The sequence below is a fragment of the Duganella sp. AC917 genome (assembly GCF_979258245.1).
Genome location: NZ_OZ409848.1, coordinates 3,325,890 through 3,344,611, shown reverse-complemented (window position 1 = coordinate 3,344,611; position 18,722 = coordinate 3,325,890). Strand labels below are relative to the sequence as shown.

General features: G+C 65.2%; 15 protein-coding genes. 3 read left to right on the top strand and 12 right to left on the bottom strand.

The annotated features are described in order from the left end of the window. Positions 1–10: 10 nt before the first annotated feature. From ACZ0BA_RS14495 to ACZ0BA_RS14450, 10 genes are all read right to left on the bottom strand, one after another. Entirely contained in the window at positions 11–1,285 is a 1,275-nt protein-coding gene (locus ACZ0BA_RS14495) for a CheR family methyltransferase (protein ID WP_463451943.1), read from the bottom strand. Further along, positions 1,282–1,752: a chemotaxis protein CheW gene (locus ACZ0BA_RS14490; RefSeq protein ID WP_463451942.1), complete on the bottom strand. Its 471-nt coding sequence runs from the start codon at positions 1,750–1,752 to the stop codon at positions 1,282–1,284. Before ACZ0BA_RS14490 ends, ACZ0BA_RS14495 begins: the two co-directional genes overlap by 4 nt. 11 nt (positions 1,753–1,763) lie before the next feature. Further along, the gene (locus ACZ0BA_RS14485) at positions 1,764–3,578 is read right to left on the bottom strand and encodes a methyl-accepting chemotaxis protein (protein WP_463451941.1); all 1,815 of its coding nucleotides are present in this window, start codon (positions 3,576–3,578) and stop codon (positions 1,764–1,766) included. Between the two features lie 41 nt (positions 3,579–3,619). Continuing rightward, positions 3,620–5,434 (bottom strand): methyl-accepting chemotaxis protein, encoded by a 1,815-nt coding sequence (locus tag ACZ0BA_RS14480; RefSeq protein WP_463451940.1) that lies wholly within the window; start codon positions 5,432–5,434, stop codon positions 3,620–3,622. A 137-nt stretch (positions 5,435–5,571) separates the two neighbouring features. Further along, entirely contained in the window at positions 5,572–6,804 is a 1,233-nt protein-coding gene (locus ACZ0BA_RS14475; RefSeq protein ID WP_090327521.1) for an argininosuccinate synthase, read from the bottom strand. A 57-nt stretch (positions 6,805–6,861) separates the two neighbouring features. Next, positions 6,862–7,788 (bottom strand): ornithine carbamoyltransferase, encoded by a 927-nt coding sequence (gene argF, locus ACZ0BA_RS14470; RefSeq protein WP_463451939.1) that lies wholly within the window; start codon positions 7,786–7,788, stop codon positions 6,862–6,864. 136 nt (positions 7,789–7,924) lie between these two features. Further along, positions 7,925–10,837: an ATP-binding protein gene (locus ACZ0BA_RS14465; protein ID WP_463451938.1), complete on the bottom strand. Its 2,913-nt coding sequence runs from the start codon at positions 10,835–10,837 to the stop codon at positions 7,925–7,927. A gap of 137 nt (positions 10,838–10,974) precedes the next feature. Next, positions 10,975–11,886, bottom strand: coding sequence for a ribosome small subunit-dependent GTPase A (rsgA, locus tag ACZ0BA_RS14460; RefSeq protein WP_463451937.1), 912 nt, complete (start codon positions 11,884–11,886; stop codon positions 10,975–10,977). Next, positions 11,883–12,239, bottom strand: a complete 357-nt coding sequence (locus ACZ0BA_RS14455; protein ID WP_463454758.1) for a 4a-hydroxytetrahydrobiopterin dehydratase — start codon at positions 12,237–12,239, stop codon at positions 11,883–11,885. Before ACZ0BA_RS14455 ends, rsgA begins: the two co-directional genes overlap by 4 nt. Further along, positions 12,239–13,507 carry a M48 family metallopeptidase gene (locus ACZ0BA_RS14450; protein WP_463451936.1) on the bottom strand — a complete coding sequence of 423 codons (1,269 nt, stop codon included), beginning with the start codon at positions 13,505–13,507 and terminating at the stop codon, positions 12,239–12,241. The genes ACZ0BA_RS14455 and ACZ0BA_RS14450 overlap by 1 nt, the downstream gene beginning before the upstream one ends. A 65-nt stretch (positions 13,508–13,572) precedes the next feature. On the opposite strand from ACZ0BA_RS14450, the gene orn reads away from it, so the two are divergent. Beyond that, positions 13,573–14,169, top strand: a complete 597-nt coding sequence (orn, locus tag ACZ0BA_RS14445) for an oligoribonuclease (protein WP_463451935.1) — start codon at positions 13,573–13,575, stop codon at positions 14,167–14,169. A 168-nt stretch (positions 14,170–14,337) separates the two neighbouring features. Then, positions 14,338–15,252: an alpha/beta hydrolase gene (locus ACZ0BA_RS14440; RefSeq protein ID WP_463451934.1), complete on the top strand. Its 915-nt coding sequence runs from the start codon at positions 14,338–14,340 to the stop codon at positions 15,250–15,252. A 103-nt stretch (positions 15,253–15,355) separates the two neighbouring features. Here ACZ0BA_RS14440 and ACZ0BA_RS14435 read toward each other — a convergent pair whose 3' ends face one another. Beyond that, entirely contained in the window at positions 15,356–16,687 is a 1,332-nt protein-coding gene (locus ACZ0BA_RS14435) for an Nramp family divalent metal transporter (protein ID WP_463451933.1), read from the bottom strand. Positions 16,688–16,783: 96 nt separating this feature from the next. Continuing rightward, positions 16,784–17,491 (bottom strand): UPF0149 family protein, encoded by a 708-nt coding sequence (locus ACZ0BA_RS14430; protein ID WP_463451932.1) that lies wholly within the window; start codon positions 17,489–17,491, stop codon positions 16,784–16,786. A gap of 179 nt (positions 17,492–17,670) precedes the next feature. On the opposite strand from ACZ0BA_RS14430, the gene ACZ0BA_RS14425 reads away from it, so the two are divergent. Then, positions 17,671–18,669, top strand: a complete 999-nt coding sequence (locus ACZ0BA_RS14425; RefSeq protein WP_463454757.1) for a serine/threonine protein kinase — start codon at positions 17,671–17,673, stop codon at positions 18,667–18,669. Positions 18,670–18,722 lie beyond the last annotated feature (53 nt).

Genomic DNA, 18,722 nt, shown 5'->3' with positions numbered 1-18,722 from the left:
GTGGACGCCCTTATGATGCCTGCTGGCGTTTGTAGATACGCGCCGCGCGGGCCTTGAGCGCGGCGGCGGTGGCCGCGTCGCTGTTGGTTTCGGCCAGCAGGGCCAAATGGCACAATGCTTCGTAGTGGTCCGGCTGCAGATAGATGCAGCGCTTCCAGTAGTCTTCGGCCAGCCGTGGCTTCTTGGACGATTCGTTGAGCAGTCCGAGTATGAAGTAGGCATCGGCCGAATCGGGCACCTGCGCCAGATAGTCGCGGCATTTGCCTTCGGCTTCCTTGAGTTGCCCCAGGTCGGCCAGGCGGCGCGCGTCTGCCAGCAGGTCGGTGTCCGGCGTCACGGTGGCGAAGGGCGCTGGGCTCCAGGCTCGCTTGGAAGAGGGCGCAGACGCCGGCGACCGCGGTGGCGTGGACACGGCCGCCGGCGCGTCGCGCAGCGTCGGCCGGACCGGCGCCGGCAACGGCGTCAGGGACCGCGGCGGCGCCGCCACGCGCGCCACTTTGCGTCGTTCAACCGCCACTTCCCTGGTCAAACCGAATGCCTGCGTATACGGCAGCGGGGCAAAGCCGTTCTGGCACAGCGACGGCACTTCCGCATAGCCGACAAACAGCAGGCCGTCCCGACGCAGCAGCTGATCGAGCTTGCCGATGGCCGCGCGCGTGGTCGGCTTGTCGAAGTAGATCAGCAGGTTGCGGCAAAAGATGACGTCGTACGAACCGGCGCGCGGGTCCAGGTCCGCGTCCAGGATATTGGCTTGCCTGAAGCGCACCTGCTTGCGGATGGCGTCATTGATGCGGAACTCGTCGCCGGCGCAGGCGGTGAAGTGGCGATCTCGGAAGCCCAGATCCTGGTTACGGAAAGCGTTGCGGCCATAGACGCCGGTCCTGGCGCGCTCGATGCAGCCCTGGCTGATATCGACGGCGTCGATGATGAAGCTGTCGTTAGGGACGCCGGCGTCCGACAGCACCATCGCCATCGTGTAGGGTTCCTCGCCGCCGGCGCATGGCACCGACAGGACGCGCAGCATGCGCTCCGGGGCGGACGCCAGGCGCGCGACGATGTACTCGGCCGCCGCATGGAAGGCTTGCTGGTCGCGGTAGAACCACGATTCCGGTACCACCACCAGCTCCACCAGCGCTTCCATCTCCGCCGGCGCGATCGCTTCCAGATAGGCCTCGGCGTCGCGCGCGCCCGTGACCTGCACGCGCTGGCGGATGGCGCGGTCGACCACGGCCTTGGACAGGCTTAAGCCCGTCGCGGCGTGCAGCATGGCTTGGGCCGGGCTCATGGCAGCGGGTCCTGTGACGCGTCGGCCGGCTGGAACAGCGTGGCGCGCAACGACGCCGGCAACAGCTGCTGCAGTTCGACCAGTTGCAGCATGCCGTCGGCATCGCCGGCGACCTGGCCGAGGAAGGGCGCGGCCCGCACGCCGCTGTCGGTCAGGCGCGTCTCGCCCACTTCCTGCACACCCACCACGCGCTCGGCGCGCAGCCCGAGCGGATGATTGGCGCCCTGCGGCGTGTGGTACTCGACCACGATGATGCGGGTGTCGAAGTAATCCTCACCGGCGGGCAGGCCGCTGAGGCGGCACAGATCGATCACCGGCACCGACTGGCCGTGGTAATCCATCAGGCCGGCCACGGCGTCGGGCGCCAGCGGCAGGTGTTTGAGCTCGAGCAGCGGCACCACGCGCACCACGTCGCGCAGCCGCAGGCCGTAGCGGTCGGCGCCGATGTGGAAGACGAGCAGCTTCATCGCGCCCGTTCCTAGACCGCGACGGCGAAGTTGGCGACGCTCGTTTGCAGGTCGCCGGCCGCGTACTGCAACTGGTGCACCGCCTCGCTGGTGGCCTTGAGCGATTCGACCGTCTGCTGGGTGGCGTCGTTCAGCTGCATCATCGTCTCCGAGATCTGCTGCGCGCCGACTGCCTGCGACTGCATCCCCTGCAGCACGGCGTCGAACTGCGGCGCCAGTTTCTGCACCTGGTCCATCACGCCGGATAGCTGGTCGGTCACCTGGCGCACCTCGCCGACGCTGCGGCGGATCTCCTCGGAGAATTTGTCCATGCCCATCACGCTGGCCGAGACGGCCGACTGCATCTCCTTGAGCATCTGTTCGATGTCCCAGGTCGACACCGAGGTCTGGTCGGCCAGGCGGCGGATCTCGGTGGCCACGACCGAGAAGCCGCGCCCGGCGTCGCCGGCCTTTTCGGCCTCGATGGCGGCGTTGAGCGACAGGATGTTGGTCTGGTCGGCAACCTTTGTGATGGTGATCAAAACGCCGTTGATGTTGGAGGCCTTCTCCGACAAGGCGGCCAGCTTGGCGTTGATCGAATCGGTGGCCGCGACCATGTGCTGCATGGTGCCGTCCATGCGTTGCAGGTTGGTCTGCGCCTCGGCGGTGGCGCTGGTGGTGTAGTCGGCGACGGCGGTGGCCTCCTCCATCGTCTTGAGCAGCTGGATGGTGTTGGCCGAGATCTCCTTGGTGGTGCTGAGGATCTCGATGCTGGTTTGCGCCTGCTCGATGCCGGTGGCCTCCTGCTGCTTGGCCGAGGCGGCGATCTCGGTGGCCGAGGTGGTGACCTGGATGCCGGCCTTCTGCACGTTGTTGAGCAGTCCGCGCAGGTTGTCGAACATGCGGTCGAGCCCATGGCCCAACTGGCCGATGGCGTCGGCGCCGGTGATGTCGATCTTGCCGGTCAGGTCGCCGGAGGCGGCCTTCGACACCACGCCGAGCAGCGAATCCACTTTGGACTTGAGCAGGTTGGTGGCCGCCTGTTCGTTGGCCTGGCTGTCCTGGATGGCCTGCGCCATGCGGTTGAATTCGATGCTGACCTTGCCCAGTTCATCGGACGACAGCACCAGCGCGCGCGCCGATTGCTCGCCGGCGGCGATGCGCCCGACCGCCTGGGTCAGGTTGTTGAGCGGCGTTGACAGCGCGCGCACCAGCAGCCAGGCCACCAGCGCGGCCAGCGCCACGCACGCCACGCCGCCGGCCGACAACAACAGCCGCATGCTGGCCTGCAGGCTTTCGGAGGCAGCGGTGCGCTCGGCCAGCAGCCGGTTTTCCTCCGCCGACGCATCGTTCATGAATTTGTAGATATTGCCGATGACCGAATTGCCGCCGGCCAGTTGCGGCGTGCGGCCCATGGCGTCGGCCGCGCCGGGTTTGTCGCCCATTTGTTCGCGCATCGCCAGCTGCGTGGTGATGACGTCCTTGGCCCAGCCTTCGGTCATCGACTCGAGCTGTTTGAAGCGCGCCAGCTGTTGCGGATTGTCCTGCACCAGCTTTTGCAGTTGTTGAATCGAGGCGGGGATGTCGAGCAGCTCCTTGCGCGCCCGCTCGAGCCGAATCGGCGCGCCGGTGAGGTAGTAGCCGCGCGCCTCCACCTGCACTTGCAGCAGATCGTTGCGCAGGTTGTCGATGGCCTGGATCACGTCCATCGAATGCCGGTCCCACGCGTTGGCCTCCGACAGGCTGTTGAAGCGGTTGTAGGCGATCGTCAGCAGCAGCAGGATGATGGCCAGGATGACGCCGAAGCCCAGATACAGTTTGGTCTTGATGCTTAAGTGCTTCAACATTTTTTCTCCTATGGCCGTGTTAGGGCGGCATTGTCCCACGCCTAGCCGGCTACGGCAAAATTGGCGACACTCGTTTGCAGGTCGCCGGCCGCGTACTGCAGCTGGTGCACCGCCTCGCTGGTCGACTTGAGCGACTCGACCGTCTGCTGGGTGGCGTCGTTCAGCTGCATCATCGTCTCCGAGATCTGCTGCGCGCCCACCGCCTGCGATTGCATCCCCTGCAGCACGGCGTCGAACTGCGGCGCCAGTTTCTGCACCTGGTCCATCACGCCGGATAGCTGGTCGGTCACCTGGCGCACCTCGCCGACGCTGCGGCGGATCTCCTCGGAGAATTTGTCCATGCCCATCACGCTGGCCGAGACGGCCGACTGCATCTCCTTGAGCATCTGTTCGATGTCCCAGGTCGACACCGAGGTCTGGTCGGCCAGGCGGCGGATCTCGGTGGCCACGACCGAGAAGCCGCGGCCGGCGTCGCCGGCCTTCTCGGCTTCGATGGCGGCGTTGAGCGACAGGATGTTGGTCTGGTCGGCGACCTTGGTGATGGTGATCAAAACGCCGTTGATGTTGGAGGCCTTTTCCGACAAGGCGGCCAGCTTGGCGTTGATCGATTCGGTGGCCGCGACCATGTGCTGCATGGTGCCGTCCATGCGTTGCAGGTTGGTCTGCGCCTCGGCGGTGGCGCTGGTGGTGTAGTCGGCGACGGCGGTGGCCTCCTCCATCGTCTTGAGCAGTTCGGCCGTGTTGGCCGAGATCTGTTTGGTGGTGCTGAGGATCTCGATGCTGGTCTGCGACTGCTCGATGCCGGTGGCCTCCTGCTGCTTGGCCGAGGCGGCGATCTCGGTGGCCGAGGTGGTGACCTGGATGCCGGCCTTCTGCACGTTGTTGAGCAGTCCGCGCAGGTTGTCGAACATGCGGTCCAGACCATGCGCGAGCTGGCCGATGGCGTCCGCGCCGGTAACCTCGATGCGGCCGGTCAGGTCGCCCGAGGCAGCCTTGGACACCACGCCAAGCAGCGAGTCGACCTTGGACTTGAGCAGGTCGGTGGCAGCCTGCGCGTCGGCCTGGCTGTCCTGGATGGCCTGCGCCATGCGGTTGAATTCGACGGTGACTTTGCCCAGTTCATCGGCCGCCAGCACCGGCGCGCGCGCCGACTGGTCGCCCCCGGCGATGCGCCCGACCGCGTGGGTCAGGCTGTTCAGCGGCGCCAACAGCGCGCGCGTCAGCACGATGCCGACGACGACGGCCAGCAGCACGCAGGCGGCGCCGCCGATGGTGAGCAGCAGGCGCATGGTTTGCTGCAGCTCGTTCGAGGCGTTCGAGCGCAGCGCCAGCAGGCGCGTTTCCTCGGCCGACATGTCGCGTATCAGCTGGCGCATGGCGATCATGGTGGCGGTGCCGCCCTGGATATCGGCGATCGACGCGGCCTGCATCGACATGCCGACCGTCTTGTTCAGCGCGCGCCGCCTGGCCACCAGCGGCTCGATGACGTTGCCCATCCAGTCTTCGAACAGCGGCCGCAATTTGGCCATGCGGGCCTGTTGTCCCGGATTGTCGCGCGTGAGGAAGGCGACTTTATCCATCTGCTTGCGCGCCAGCGCCTGGGCGGCGGTGATCGGCGCGGCGATGGTTTCGACGCCGGTCAGCATGAAGCCGCGGTTCGCGCTTTGCACCTGCAGCAGCGCGTTGTCGATGGCCGCCACCTCGATCAGCACTTCCTGCGTGTGGCGGTCCCACTCGCCCGCGCTGGAAAGCTTGAGGAAGTTGGTGAACGCCACCAGCAGCAGCGCCAGGATGACAGCGACGATGGCACCGAAGGCGAGGGCGAGTTTTGTCTTGATACCAAGGTCTTTTAACATGCATGCTCCACTACGATGATGCGGTGGGAGCAATGTATCACCTTGTCGCACCCTGTGGAGGACAAAAAAAACGGGCCGCTGATTCAGCGGCCCGTTTCGGCGTCAAGCGTGGCGTATACGCTGCGCCACGACCCGTTTTACTGTCCGCGCTTGAGGCGCGCGTTGGCGGCGATGCGCATGCGCAGCGCGTTCAGTTTAATGAAACCGCCGGCGTCGGCCTGGTTGTAGGCGCCGCCGTCCTCGTCGAAGGTTGCGATGTTCATATCAAACAGCGAGTCGGTCTTCGAGTCGCGCGAGACGACAATGACGTTGCCTTTGTAAAGCTTGACGCGCACCCAGCCGTTGACGGTGGCCTGGGTGTGGTCGATCAGCGTTTGCAGCGCGACGCGCTCCGGCGCCCACCAGTAGCCGTTGTAGATCATCGACGCGTAGCGCGGCATCAGGTCGTCCTTCAGGTGGGCCACTTCGCGGTCCAGCGTGATCGACTCGATGGCGCGGTGGCCCTTGAGCATGATGGTGCCGCCCGGGGTTTCGTAGCAGCCGCGCGACTTCATGCCGACGTAGCGGTTTTCCACCAGGTCCAGACGGCCGATGCCATGCTTGCCGCCGAGGCGATTGAGTTCGGTCAGCACGGTGGCCGGCGACATGCGCACACCATTGATGGCGACGATGTCGCCACGCTCGTATTCCAGGTCCAGGTACTCGGCCTGGTCGGGCGCGTTCTCCGGGCTCACGCTCCAGCGCCACATGGTTTCCTCGGCTTCGGCGCTCGGGTTTTCCAGGTGGCGGCCTTCGAACGAGATGTGCAGCAGGTTGGCGTCCATCGAGTACGGCGCGCCGCCGTTCTTGTGCTTCATGTCGATGTCGATGCCGGCGTCTTCCGCGTACTTCAACAGTTTTTCGCGCGACAGCAGGTCCCATTCACGCCATGGGGCGATGATCTTCACGCCCGGTTTGAGCGCGTAGGCGCCCAGTTCGAAGCGCACCTGGTCGTTGCCCTTGCCGGTGGCGCCGTGCGAGATGGCGTCGGCGCCGGTCTCGTTGGCGATTTCGATCAGGCGCTTGGCGATCAACGGACGCGCGATCGAGGTGCCCAGCAGGTATTCGCCTTCGTACACGGTATTGGCGCGGAACATCGGGAACACGAAGTCGCGGACGAACTCCTCGCGCACGTCGTCGATGTAGATGTTCTCCGGCTTGATGCCGAACTTGATCGCCTTGGCGCGCGCCGGCTCCAGTTCCTCGCCCTGACCCAGATCGGCGGTGAAGGTGACGATTTCGCACTGGTAGTTATCCTGCAGCCATTTGAGGATGACGGAGGTATCGAGGCCGCCCGAGTAGGCGAGGACTACTTTTTTAATATCGCTCATGCTAGTTCCAATGGAGGTGAAGTGTTATAGATTTTATGTTGGGATCACTGCGGCGGCTCACTGCCCGTCGACGCGGCCGAGCAGCAGATATTCGATCAGGGCCTTCTGGATATGCAGGCGGTTTTCCGCCTCGTCCCAGACCACCGACTGCGGGCCGTCGATCACCTCGGCGGCCACTTCCTCGCCGCGGTGGGCGGGCAGGCAGTGCATGAACAGCGCGTCCGGCGCGGCGCGCGCCATTTTCGCGGCATCGACGATCCAGCCGTCGAAGGCTTTGATGCGGGCGGCGTTTTCCTCTTCGTAGCCCATGCTGGTCCAGACGTCGGTGTTGACCAGGTGCGCGCCGGCGCAGGCGTCGGCCGGATTGGCGAAGAAGGTGTAGCGGTCGGTCGACACCAGCGACATGTCCATGTCGTAGCCCTTGGGCGTGGAGACGTTGACGTGGAAGCCGAACACCTCGGCCGCCTGCAGCCACGAATACAGCATGTTGTTGGCGTCGCCGATCCAGGCCACGGTCTTGCCGGCGATCGGGCCGCGATGCTCGTAGAAGGTGAAGATGTCGGCGAACACCTGGCACGGGTGGTGCTCGTTGGTCAGGCCGTTAATCACCGGCACGCGCGAATGGGCGGCGAAACGCTCGATGATGTCCTGGCCGAAGGTGCGCACCATGATGATGTCGCACATGCGGCTCATCACCTGGCCGGCGTCTTCCACCGGCTCGCCGCGTCCCAGTTGGGAGTCGCGCGTGTTCAGGTAGATGGCGGCGCCGCCCAGCTGGTGCATGCCTGCCTCGAACGACAAACGGGTGCGGGTGGAGTTTTTCTCGAACACCATCACCAGCGTACGGTCGATCAGCGGATGATAGATCTCGTAGTTTTTGAACTTTCGCTTGATCAGGTGCGCGCGCTCGATGACGTACTCGTATTCGGCCAACGTGAAGTCGGAAAACTGCAGGTAATGCTTGATCGGTTTTTGGATAGGCATAATGACAACTGACAGGTGAACTGGCCCGTGACTGGATGCGCGGCCGGCTGAGCCGGACAATTATAAAGGCAATTCGGCCAAAGGGGCGAATTGCCGCAGATTGTGCTGTCTGCGGGGCCGATTTTATGGATAGATCCTAACGGTAGATCCGCGCGTCGGCGGCGCTCGGCGCCGGCGCCGGCGCGGTCAACGGCAGCTCCAGCGTAAACGTGGTGCCGCCGGGGGCGCTGTGGACGGTGATTTGCCCGCCCAGCACCGACGTGACGATATTGTAACTGATCGACAGTCCCAGCCCGCTGCCACCCTGGCCCAGCTTGGTGGTGAAGAAGGGATCGAAGATGCGCGACATATGCTCGGGGGCGATGCCGGCGCCATCGTCGCCGAACACCAGGGTCACTTTGCCGTCGGCCGGCAGCGCCGCCCGCAGCCACATGCGCCCGCCGCCGTTGCCGTTGCCAGGGCCGGCGTCGGCGCCGCCGAACGCGTGCAGCAGCGCGTTGTTGATGAAATTGGCGATGACCTGGCCCAACGGGCCGGGATAGCTGTCCATGGCGATATCGGCCGGCACCTCGACCTCGATGCGGTGGCCGCTGGCGCGCACCCGGTTCATCATCGTGGCGATGACTTCGGTGGCCACCTGCTGCAGGTCGAAGCGGCGGCGCTGCTCGGTGGTGCGGTCTACCGCCACCTGCTTGAAGCTGTTGACCAGGTCGGCCGCGCTGGTGAGCCCGCGCATGACCAGCGCGTGCGCGGCGACGGCGTCGTCAAGGTAGGTGGACAGGTCGGAGCGGCGCAGCCCCGGGCCGGCCAGGCGCAACGCCAGCTCCCCGGTTTTCTGGTGCAGCGTGCTGGCGATCAGCAGGCTGTTGCCGATCGGCGTGTTCAATTCGTGGGCGACGCCGGCCATCAGCGCGCCCAGCGCCGCCAGCTTTTGCTGCGACACCAGCTGCGCCTGCGCGTCCTGCAGCTGGCGGTAGGCCTGGGCGTTGTCGAGCGCGATGGCGCCATAGGCGCACAAGGTGCGGAAGATCAGCCGTTCGCGTTCGCCATAGGCGCGCGCGCGGGCCGCCTGCACCGTCATCACGCCCAGCGTGCGTTCGCCAACCAGCAGCGGCACGTACAGCGCGCACGACATCAGCTGCGTGCCGGGGGCGAGGAAGATGTCGTCCGGGCCGGCGTCGTCGACGTAGATCTCGATGCGCTCGCGCAGGGAGCGGGCGGCGTTGGCGCGTGGGTTGTCGACGGCGATGGTGTTGTTGGCCAGCGGCTCGCCGTTTTCGACGCCGAACACGCGGCTCAGGGTGTCAAAGCCGGGATCGCACAGGTAGATGGCGAAGGTGTTGGCCGGCAGCAGCGCCTGCACGTGGGCGTTGAGCGCGGCGAAGATGGCGGCGGCGTCGAGGTGGGTGGTGATCTCGCGGCCGATCACCGACAGCCGTTCGAGCGTGGCGGTGGTTTGCAGCAGCAGTTCGGCGCGGTGCGCCTCGGACGCGGCCAGCAGGCGGTGGTGCAGGCCCTCGGCGCGGGCGCGCTCGGTCTGGTGGTGCACCTGCATGGCGATGGCGCGGTTGGTGGCTTCCTGACCGTGGGTCTTGGCGCGCGCGGCGGCCGCCGACAGCGCCGAGGCGTAGGCCTGGGCATGGTCGCCGATGCGGGCGTACTGGGCGCCGAGCGCGTCGAGCAGGTCGCCCGGCAGCGTGTAGCCGTCGATGCGCGAGGCCACCGCCAGCGCCCGGTGCAGGTAGTGCAGCGTGGCGTTGGCCTCGGTCATGCCGGGTGGCGGCGGCAGCGCGTGGCGCGCATGGATCTCCGACAGCACGCGCAGCGCGGCCACGTGGTTGTCCAGGTGGTCCTGCGCGGTGGCCAGTTCGATGGCGTGGGCGGCGGCGTCGAGCGCCTCCCGCGGACGGTCGAGGAAGCACAGCGCGTGGGCCTGGCCGCGGCGGGCCACGCTGTGCAGATCGACCTGGCGCAACGCGGCGGCGCGCTGTTCCAGGCCGCTGAAGGCGTCCAGCGCGGCGGCGTAATCGGCGCGCTCGAGCGACAGGTCGCCCAGGAAGTGCAGCGCCGAGGCGTAGCTGCGGCCGGCCGGCAGCGGCGCCAGCACGGCCAGCGCTTCGGCCAGCAGTTCGGCGCTCGCGTCGAGCCGGCCCAGGCGGCGCATGGTGTCTGCCGTGTGCGACAGGCAGGCGCCGACGCTGCGCGGCCAGCCGGTCGGGCGGGCCAGGTCGAGCGCCCGCTGCAGCCAGTCGAGCGCGGCGTGGTGGTCGTGCAGGATGGCGAAGTCGAGACCGACGTTGACGGCGGCGGTGATGGCCGCCCGGACCTGGCCGGTGGCGCGCGCGGCCTCGTAGGCGCGGATGAAGTGGCCGGCGGCGGCGCCGTAGTGGCCGCCCTGGCTGGCGCGGGTGCCGAAAAAGTCGCCGATCCACGCGGCCACGCCCTGTTCCATGGGGGCGATCGGCGCGGCCGGTTGCACCGTGGCGCCGGCGTCGGCGACCAGATGGTGCTGGAAGTGTTCGAAGTGGGTGCCCCAGCGCCGTTCGGCCGCGCGCATGTCTTCGATGACGGCCCAGCGCGCGATCGTCGCTTCGGCGATGGCAACGCGTTCGGTGTCGCCGGCTTGGGCGGCGACGGCGGCCATGCGTTCGAGGTGGGCGATGCCGCCCGGATGGTCGCCGCCGTCGATGGCGATCCAGCCGCGCAGCCAGTGGGTGTCGGCGCGGGCGCGCAGGTCGTCGATCGCCTGCAACTGTTCAGCGATGGCGGCGGCCAGGGTGTCGGCTTCCGACAGGCGGCCTTGCAGCCACGCCGCCTCGGTTTCGACCAGCCGCAGCCGCGCCGAGGTCAAGGTCTGCGCCTCGGGCGCCAGCGTGGTGGCAGGCAGCAGGCCCAGGCCTTCACGGGCCAGGGCGACGGCGCGGACACTGTCGCGCTGGCGCAGGTGCCAGGCCAGCGGCACCAGCACCGGCAGACGAGCCGGTCCGTGCAAGGTCGGCAGGGCGGTTTCCCACTGCGATACTTCGTCGTCGAGCGCAAACATTTCCATCGATGGTCCCCGAACCGCGCGTCAGATAACTATTAGTGGAAAAGCACGCATAATTTCCATTGAGAATTATAATCGCCAAACCGGCTATCGTGTGCGCGGGCCGCGCAAAAGGTGCCGCCCAGGGCCAATCAGGCTAATTAATACAGCGTTTGCGACGATTCATGCAACAGTTGGCCGTACAGCGTGTGGCGCATCTTGCTGATCTTGCCTTCGGCGACCGCCCCGAGGATGGCGCATTGCGGCTCGATCAGATGGCGGCAGTTGTAATACTTGCAATGTCCGAGGTACGGCCCGAAGTCGACGAACGCGCGCTCGAGCATGCCTTCGCTGAGGTGGTACAGGCCGAACTCCTGGAAGCCGGGGGAGTCGATGATGGACGAGCCGGGGCCGAGCTCGGGCAACTGATACAGCCGCGTGAAGGTGGTGGTGTGCTTGCCGGTGTCGAGCGCGGCGGAAATTTCGCGCACGGCGATGTCGGCGTCCGGCACCAGCAGGTTGATCAGCGACGACTTGCCCATGCCGGACTGGCCGATCAGGATCGACGACTGGCCCGCCAGCAGCGGTTTTAATGTGGCCAGCGCCTCGTCCGGGTAGGCCTTGGCCGACACCTCGTGCACCGGGTAGCCGAGCGAGGCGTACGGTTGCAGGCGCTCGCGGGTGCGCGCCAGCGATTCGGTGACGTCGGTCTTGTTGAGGATCAGGCGGGCCTGGATGCCGGCCGCTTCGGCCGCCACGAGCGAGCGCGACACCAGGTCGTCGGCGAAGCCGGGCTCGGTGGCGACGACGATGAACAGCTGCGTCAGGTTGGCCGCGAGCAGCTTGGATTTGTACTGGTCCGAGCGGTACAGCAGGGTCTTGCGTTCTTCGATCTTGTCGATCACGCCCTGGTCGGGCGAGGTCATGGTGACATTGACGATGTCGCCGACGGCGACGTTGGTCTTCTTGCCGCGCGTGACGCATTGCAGCTTGACGCCGCCGGCCTCGGCCAGGTAGTGGCGGCCGTGGGCGGCGATGATGGTCGCCACCAGTTTGTCCGGGCTCTGGCTCATGCTTTGACCGCCATCGCGTCAAACAGCGCGCCGGCCTTGGCGGCGCAGATGAAGTCGTTATCCGACAGGCCGCCACGGCCATCGTCGACCGAATGGGTAGCGTAGCGCACGGTGCAGTTTTTATAAGTCACGGTCATTTCCGGGTGGTGGTCTTCGGCGTGGCTCAGGTAGGCCAGCGCATTGACGAAGGCCATGGTGCGATAGTAGTTGAGAAAGCCGAAGGTGCGGCACAGTTTGCCGTCTTCCAGCGACCAGCCCGGCACGAGCGTGAGCAGGCGCGCGGCCTCGTCGGCGGTCAGCGCCTGTTTTGCGGGCCGGCTGTGGCCGTTGAGCAGGTCGGCGAGGTTGTTCATCATGCCGCCGCCGCGTTCAGGTGCCGGATGCGCACGCTTGCAGGCGGGTGGGAGTCGTAGAACGCCGAGTGCAGCGGGTCCGGCGTCAAGGTCGAGGCGTTGTCCTCGTACATCTTGACCAGCGCCGACACCAGGTCGCGCGAATCGGTGTGCTTGGCGGCAAAAGCGTCGGCCTCGAACTCGTGCTTGCGCGAACCGATCGACGTCAGCGGGCTGAACAGGAAGGTGAACACCGGCAGCACCAGCATGAACAGCAGCAGCACCATGGCGTCGTTGGCCTGGCCCGGCAGCAGCAGCGGATCGACGCCGAGGCCGGTGTAGAACCAGACCTGGTTTTTGAGGTAGCCCAGCAGCGCCAGGAAGCCCAGCGAAATGGCGAACATCATCACGATACGCTTGATGATGTGCTTGAGCTTGAAATGGCCCAGCTCGTGCGCCAGCACGGCCTCGATCTCCTGCGGCTGCAGGCGCGAGAGCAGGGTGTCGAAGAACACGATGCGCTTGTTGGCGCCGAAGCCGGAGAAGTAGGCGTTGCCGTGCGCGCTGCGCTTGGAGCCGTCCATGACGAACAGGCCTTTCGAGGCGAAGCCGACGCGTTTCATCAGTCCCTCGATGCGCGATTTGAGCGACTGGTCTTCCAGCGGCGTGAACTTGTTGAACATCGGCGCGATGACGGTTGGGAACAGTACCATCATCAGCAGCTGGAAGCCGCTCCACACCAGCCAGGCGTAGAACCACCACAGGTTGCCCGATTTGTCCATCAGGGTCAGCATGACCCACATCAAAGGCAGGCCGATGGCCGCGCCAAGCAAGACGCCTTTGACCATGTCGGCAAAGAACAGGCCGCGCGTCATCTTGTTAAAGCCGAAACGCTGTTCCAGGCCGAACTGCTTGTAATAGTCGAACGGCAGGTCGATCACGCCGGAGATCAGCGCGAACGCGGCCAGCAGGGCCAGTTGATAGGCCATGCCGCCGCCGGTCAGCTTGAAGACCTCCACCGACAGCCACTGCAGGCCGCCCAGCAAGGTGAAACCGACCAGCACCAAGGTGTTGATCAACAGCGCAAACAGGCCGAACTTGGTGCGCGCGACAGTGTAATCGGCCGCCTTCTGGTGGGCGGCAAGGGGGATTTTCTCGGCGAATTCGGCCGGCACGGCGCCGCGATGGGTCAGCACATGACGAATATGGCGCGAGGCCAGCCAGAAGCGCACGATCAAGGTCAAAATGATGAAAGATACGAACAAAATCGAAAACGCGAGTGAATACATTCTATGCCTGTGAGAAAATGGCGGATTCGGATTAACATTGGGCTCCCGCGAGCCAAGAGAGAATTATGTCACAAGCTAACGATTTGCCAGAAGGTTCCGCTCCGGCGGTCATTACCCCGCGCCAGAATGAAATGAATCTGGTCTGGGTCGACATGGAGATGACCGGTCTGGAGCCCGACACGGACCGCATCATCGAAGTGGCCGTGGTCGTCACGGACATGCACCTGAACGTGCTGGCCGAGGGCCCGGTGCTGGTGGTGCACCAGAGCGACGCCGTGCTCGACGGCATGGACGCGTGGAACAAGGGCACGCACGGCCGTTCCGGCCTGATCGAGAAGGTCAAGGCCTCGACCGTGACCGAGGCGCAGGCCGAGGAAGAGCTGATCAAGTTCATGAAGCAGTGGGTGCCGAAGGGCAAGGCGCCTATGTGCGGCAACACCATCGGCCAGGACCGCCGCTTCATGGTGCGCTACATGCCGAAGCTGGAGGCGTATTTCCATTATCGCAACATCGACGTGTCGACGTTGAAGGAGCTGGGCAAGCGCTGGAAGCCCGAAATGGTGGCCGGCTTCAAGAAGCACCAGATGCACACGGCCATGGCCGACATCATCGAGTCGATCGAAGAGCTCAAGTACTACCGCGAGCATTTCATCAAGCTGTAACGGACGCGCGCGCTCATCGAAACAGGTTCGGTCGAACCTGTTTTTTTTCGCCTGACAGCTACGCTGCCGCCATCATAAGTGACGCAGCGCACCGTTCGTTAAGGAAACGAAGGCGGCGGGGCGGCGCGCCGTCTACACTGGCCTGGATTCCACAACTCATCCATTGCCATGCCGCGTATTCCTCGTCCCTATCTTGCGCTTGCCGTCGCCGTGCCGGTCCTGCTGGCGCTGGCGGCATGCTCGCCGCTGACCGCGCTCAACGCGCTGTCTCCAGGCGGCGCTTCCGAGCGCACCGCCGATTTGTCCTACGGCGAGGGGCCGCGCCGCATGCTCGACGTCTATCGGCCGAAAGACGCCAACGGCAGAGCGCCGGTGGTGGTGTTTTTCTACGGCGGCAACTGGGTGGCGGGCGAGCGGGCGGACTACGCATTTGTCGGCCGGGCGCTGGCCTCGCGCGGCATCGTCACCATTGTTGCCGACTACCGGCTCTATCCCGAGGTGAGCTATCCCGATTTTCTGGATGACGCCGCGCAGGCCGTGGCCTGGACCGCCAGGCAGGCCGGCCGCTATGGCGGCGACCCCAAGCGCTTGTTTGTGATGGGTCACAGCTCCGGTGCCTACAATGCGGCGATGGTCGCGCTCGACGGGCGCTGGCTGCAAAAACAGGGCATGTCGACCAAAGATCTGCGCGGGTGGATCGGCCTGGCCGGGCCGTATGATTTTTTGCCGATCGAGAATCCGACCACCAAGCCGGTGTTTCATTTCCCGGATTCGCCGCCGGAATCGCAGCCGGTGCGGCATGTGTCGGCCGGATCGCCGCCGGCGTTGCTGATCGCGGCGCATAACGACAAACTGGTCGATCCGCTGCATAACACCGGCCATCTGGCGCAGCTGCTGCGCGCCAGTCAGGTCGATGTCCAGGAGGTTTATTACAACAAGGTCAGCCACACAACGCTGGTCGGCTCGATCGCCGCGCCGTTGCGCTGGCTCGCGCCGACTCTGGATGACGTGGCGGCGTTTGTGCTGCGCAATGACGATGTCCAGGGAAGCCAGCAACCATCTGACATGCGTAGGGCGGAGTAGCGGAGCGTAATCCGCCATGGTGCGCTGTCGGCGGCTCAAACATGGCTGATTACGGCGTGCCGCCTAATCGCCATACGTTTCTCCGGGGTTATTCCAGGCCGTGTTAGCCGGCGAACGCTTGCCACACCAGCCACGCGTTGGCGCTGGAGATCACCGCGAACAGGAACCACGACAGCACCGTGGTCCACCACGCATTGGCGAAGTCGCCCATGATGCGGCGCTGCGACGTCAGGCTGATCAGCGGATACATGGCGAACGGCAGCTGCATGCTCAGCACGACCTGGCTCAGCACCAGCAGCTTGCCGACCGAATGCTCGCCCAACGTCACCACGCCGATCATCGCCGGAATCAGCGCCAGGCCGCGCGTGATGGCGCGCCGCTGCCAGCAAGGGATCTTCATTTTCAGAAAACCTTCCATGATGACCTGGCCGGCGATGGTGCCGGTGAAGGTGGAACTTTGTCCGGACGCCAGCAACGCCAGCGCGAACAAGGTTGCCGCCAGCGCCGTGCCGGCTACCGGCGCCAGCAGCAGGTAGGCGTCGTCGATGTCGAGCACGCGGGTGTTGCCGGGCTCGTGGAACGCGGCCGCCGCCAGCACCAGGATGGAGCCGTTGATCAGCAACGCCAGCAGCAGCGAGACGATGGTGTCGATGCGCGACAAGCCGATCGCTTCGCGCTTGGCGCTGTTCTGCTTGGACACCACGCGCGTTTGCACCACCGATGAATGCAGATACAGGTTATGCGGCATCACGGTCGCACCGAGGATGCCGATGGCCAGGTACAGCGGTTCGCGCGACGACAAGGTCGACAACGACGGCACCAGTCCGGCCATGACGGCGTTCCAGTCCGGTTTGACGAAAATCAGTTCGGTGAACAGGCAGGTCGCCACCGTCAGGATCAGCGCCAGCACGATGGCTTCGATCTGGCGGAAGCCTTTGCCTTTCAGGCCGAGGATGAGCAAGGTGTCCAGCGCGGTCAGCGCGACGCCGGTCGGCAGCGACACGCCCAGCAGCAGCTTGAACGCCAGCGCGCAACCGAGCACTTCGGCCAGATCGCAGGCGATGATGGAAATCTCGGCGAAACCCCATAGCGCTTTGGCCACCGGCGGCTTGTACTGCTCACGGCAATGCACGGCCAAGTCCTTGCCGGTGACGATGCCGAGGCGCATGCTCAGGCATTGCAAGACGATTGCGGCCAGGCTCGACAGCACAACAACAAACAACAGCTGGTAGCCGAACTGCGAGCCGCCCTGAATTGCCGTGGCCCAGTTGCCGGGGTCCATATAGCCGACCGAGACCAGCAAACCGGGACCGGCGAAGCGCAGCACTTTTTTCCAGAAGGGATCGCCCTCGGGCACCTGGACGGTGCCGGCCACTTCCGACGGGCAGAACGGCGCGGTGGCGGTGGTGGGGAGCTTGAAGGGGAGTGAGAACATGGGCATCCTGATAATCAATGCCCAAATTCTACTTGAGATATTGCAACTTCGTCCCTATCGCTTGCGCAGCGGATAGGGGCCAAACCACACAACGGCTTAGCTGGACGCGTCGTTGGCCGCTTCGTCGCCGTGGCACTTCTTGTACTTCTTGCCGCTGCCGCAAGGGCAGTCGTCGTTGCGGCCGACTTTAGGCTCGTCGCGCTTGACGGTGGCTACCGGCGCCTTGCGGCGTGGCACCCAGAATTTATAGATCAGCGGCAGGTTCGCTTCGAGGTCCTGGGCCAGCTTGTGGGCCTTGACCGGATCTTCGACCAGCGGCAGTTCCTCTTCCTCGATCTCGTCGGCGCCCAGCAGGTAGATCGGCTTCATCAGTTCCTGCACGTCCGAGTCCCAGATCTCTTGCCACGAACCCGGGCGCAGCTCCATGCCTTCCCAGAAGCCCCAGCACCAGGCCTCGGCGTCGATCAGGGTCTGGCCCTCGTGCTCGTGTTCGACGAACAGCGGCTCGAATTCCTTGGGCGCGACCTCGAACGTCACCAGCACTTCGTTCATGAAGCGCATGATCAGGTTGAGGATGCGTTCCTCTTCCTTCGGGTTCTTGAATTTCGGGACGTCGGCTTCTTCCTGGCCCCACACGCGCTTGAGCCACTCGGCCGGCATGATGGTTTCCGGGCCGATGGCGATGGCGGTCAGGTAACCGTGCAGCATGTCCATCGTCATCGCGTCCTCGGGGCTGCGCTCCGATAACAGGAAGTTGTCTAATTCGTCGAATTCTTTATCGCTCAGTGGCTGGTCGAGTTGCATGGCTTGCTCTTTTTATTGGATTGAAGGCCACAGTATACACGTGCGCCCCTTACAATGCGGGTATGGACCAAGATAACCAACCGCGCCAAGATCGCCAAGATCACCTGGACGACGAAGCAGAGGACGCCCGCGCCGCGGCGCTGGCCGCCGCCATGGCCGGAGCGCAAGACGGCGCCGACATGGATGCCGCCGCGCCGGTCGACGTGCCGCACCCGTATTCCACGCTCAATCCCGAATGCGTGCTGGACGCGCTCGACAGCATCGGCTTGCACGGCGACGGCCGCCTGCTGGCGCTGAACAGCTACGAAAACCGCGTCTACCAGGTCGGCATCGAGGATGCGTTGCCGCTGGTGGTCAAGTTCTATCGTCCGGGACGCTGGAGCGACGCCGCCATCCTCGAGGAGCACGCCTTCACCGACGAGCTGGCCGCGCTGGAGATTCCGGTGGTGCCGGCGCTGGCGCTGGGTGGCCGCACCTTGCATCATTCCCACGGCTTCCGCTTTGCCGTCTTTACCCGCCACGGCGGCCGCGCGCCCGAGTTGAGCGATCCCTCGGTGCTGGAATGGACCGGGCGTTTCATCGGCCGCATCCACGCGGTCGGGGCGGTCAAACCTTATCTGGAACGGCCGGCGCTCGACATCGCCACTTTCGGCACCGAGCCGTGCGAGTTCTTGCAGGCCAATCAATTCATTCCGGCCGATCTGCGCGAGGCGTATGCCAGCGTTTCGCAGCAGGCGCTCGACGGCGTCCGCCGCGCTTACGACAGGGCGGGGGAGTTGCCGCAACTGCGTTTGCATGGCGATTGCCATGGCGGTAACGTGCTGTGGACCGATGCCGGTCCGCACTTCGTCGACTTCGACGACAGCCGCATGGGGCCGGCGATCCAGGATCTGTGGATGATGCTGTCCGGCGAGCGGGGCGAGCAGGTGCGGCAGATGTCCGACATCCTGGCCGGCTACGAGGATTTTTGCGAATTCAACCCGCGCCAGCTGCATCTGGTCGAGGCGCTGCGCACGTTGCGGCTGATTTATTACTCGGCCTGGCTGGCGCGGCGCTGGGACGATCCCGCGTTCCCGGCGGCGTTCCCGTGGTTTAACACACAACGTTACTGGCAAGACCGTATCCTCGAACTGCGCGAGCAGGTTTCGCTGATGGAAGAGCCGCCGTTGCCGGTTTGATCGGCGGGCCGGTTAAACCAGAATAGGCGGGTTTTCCCCCCTCTGCTTGCCGT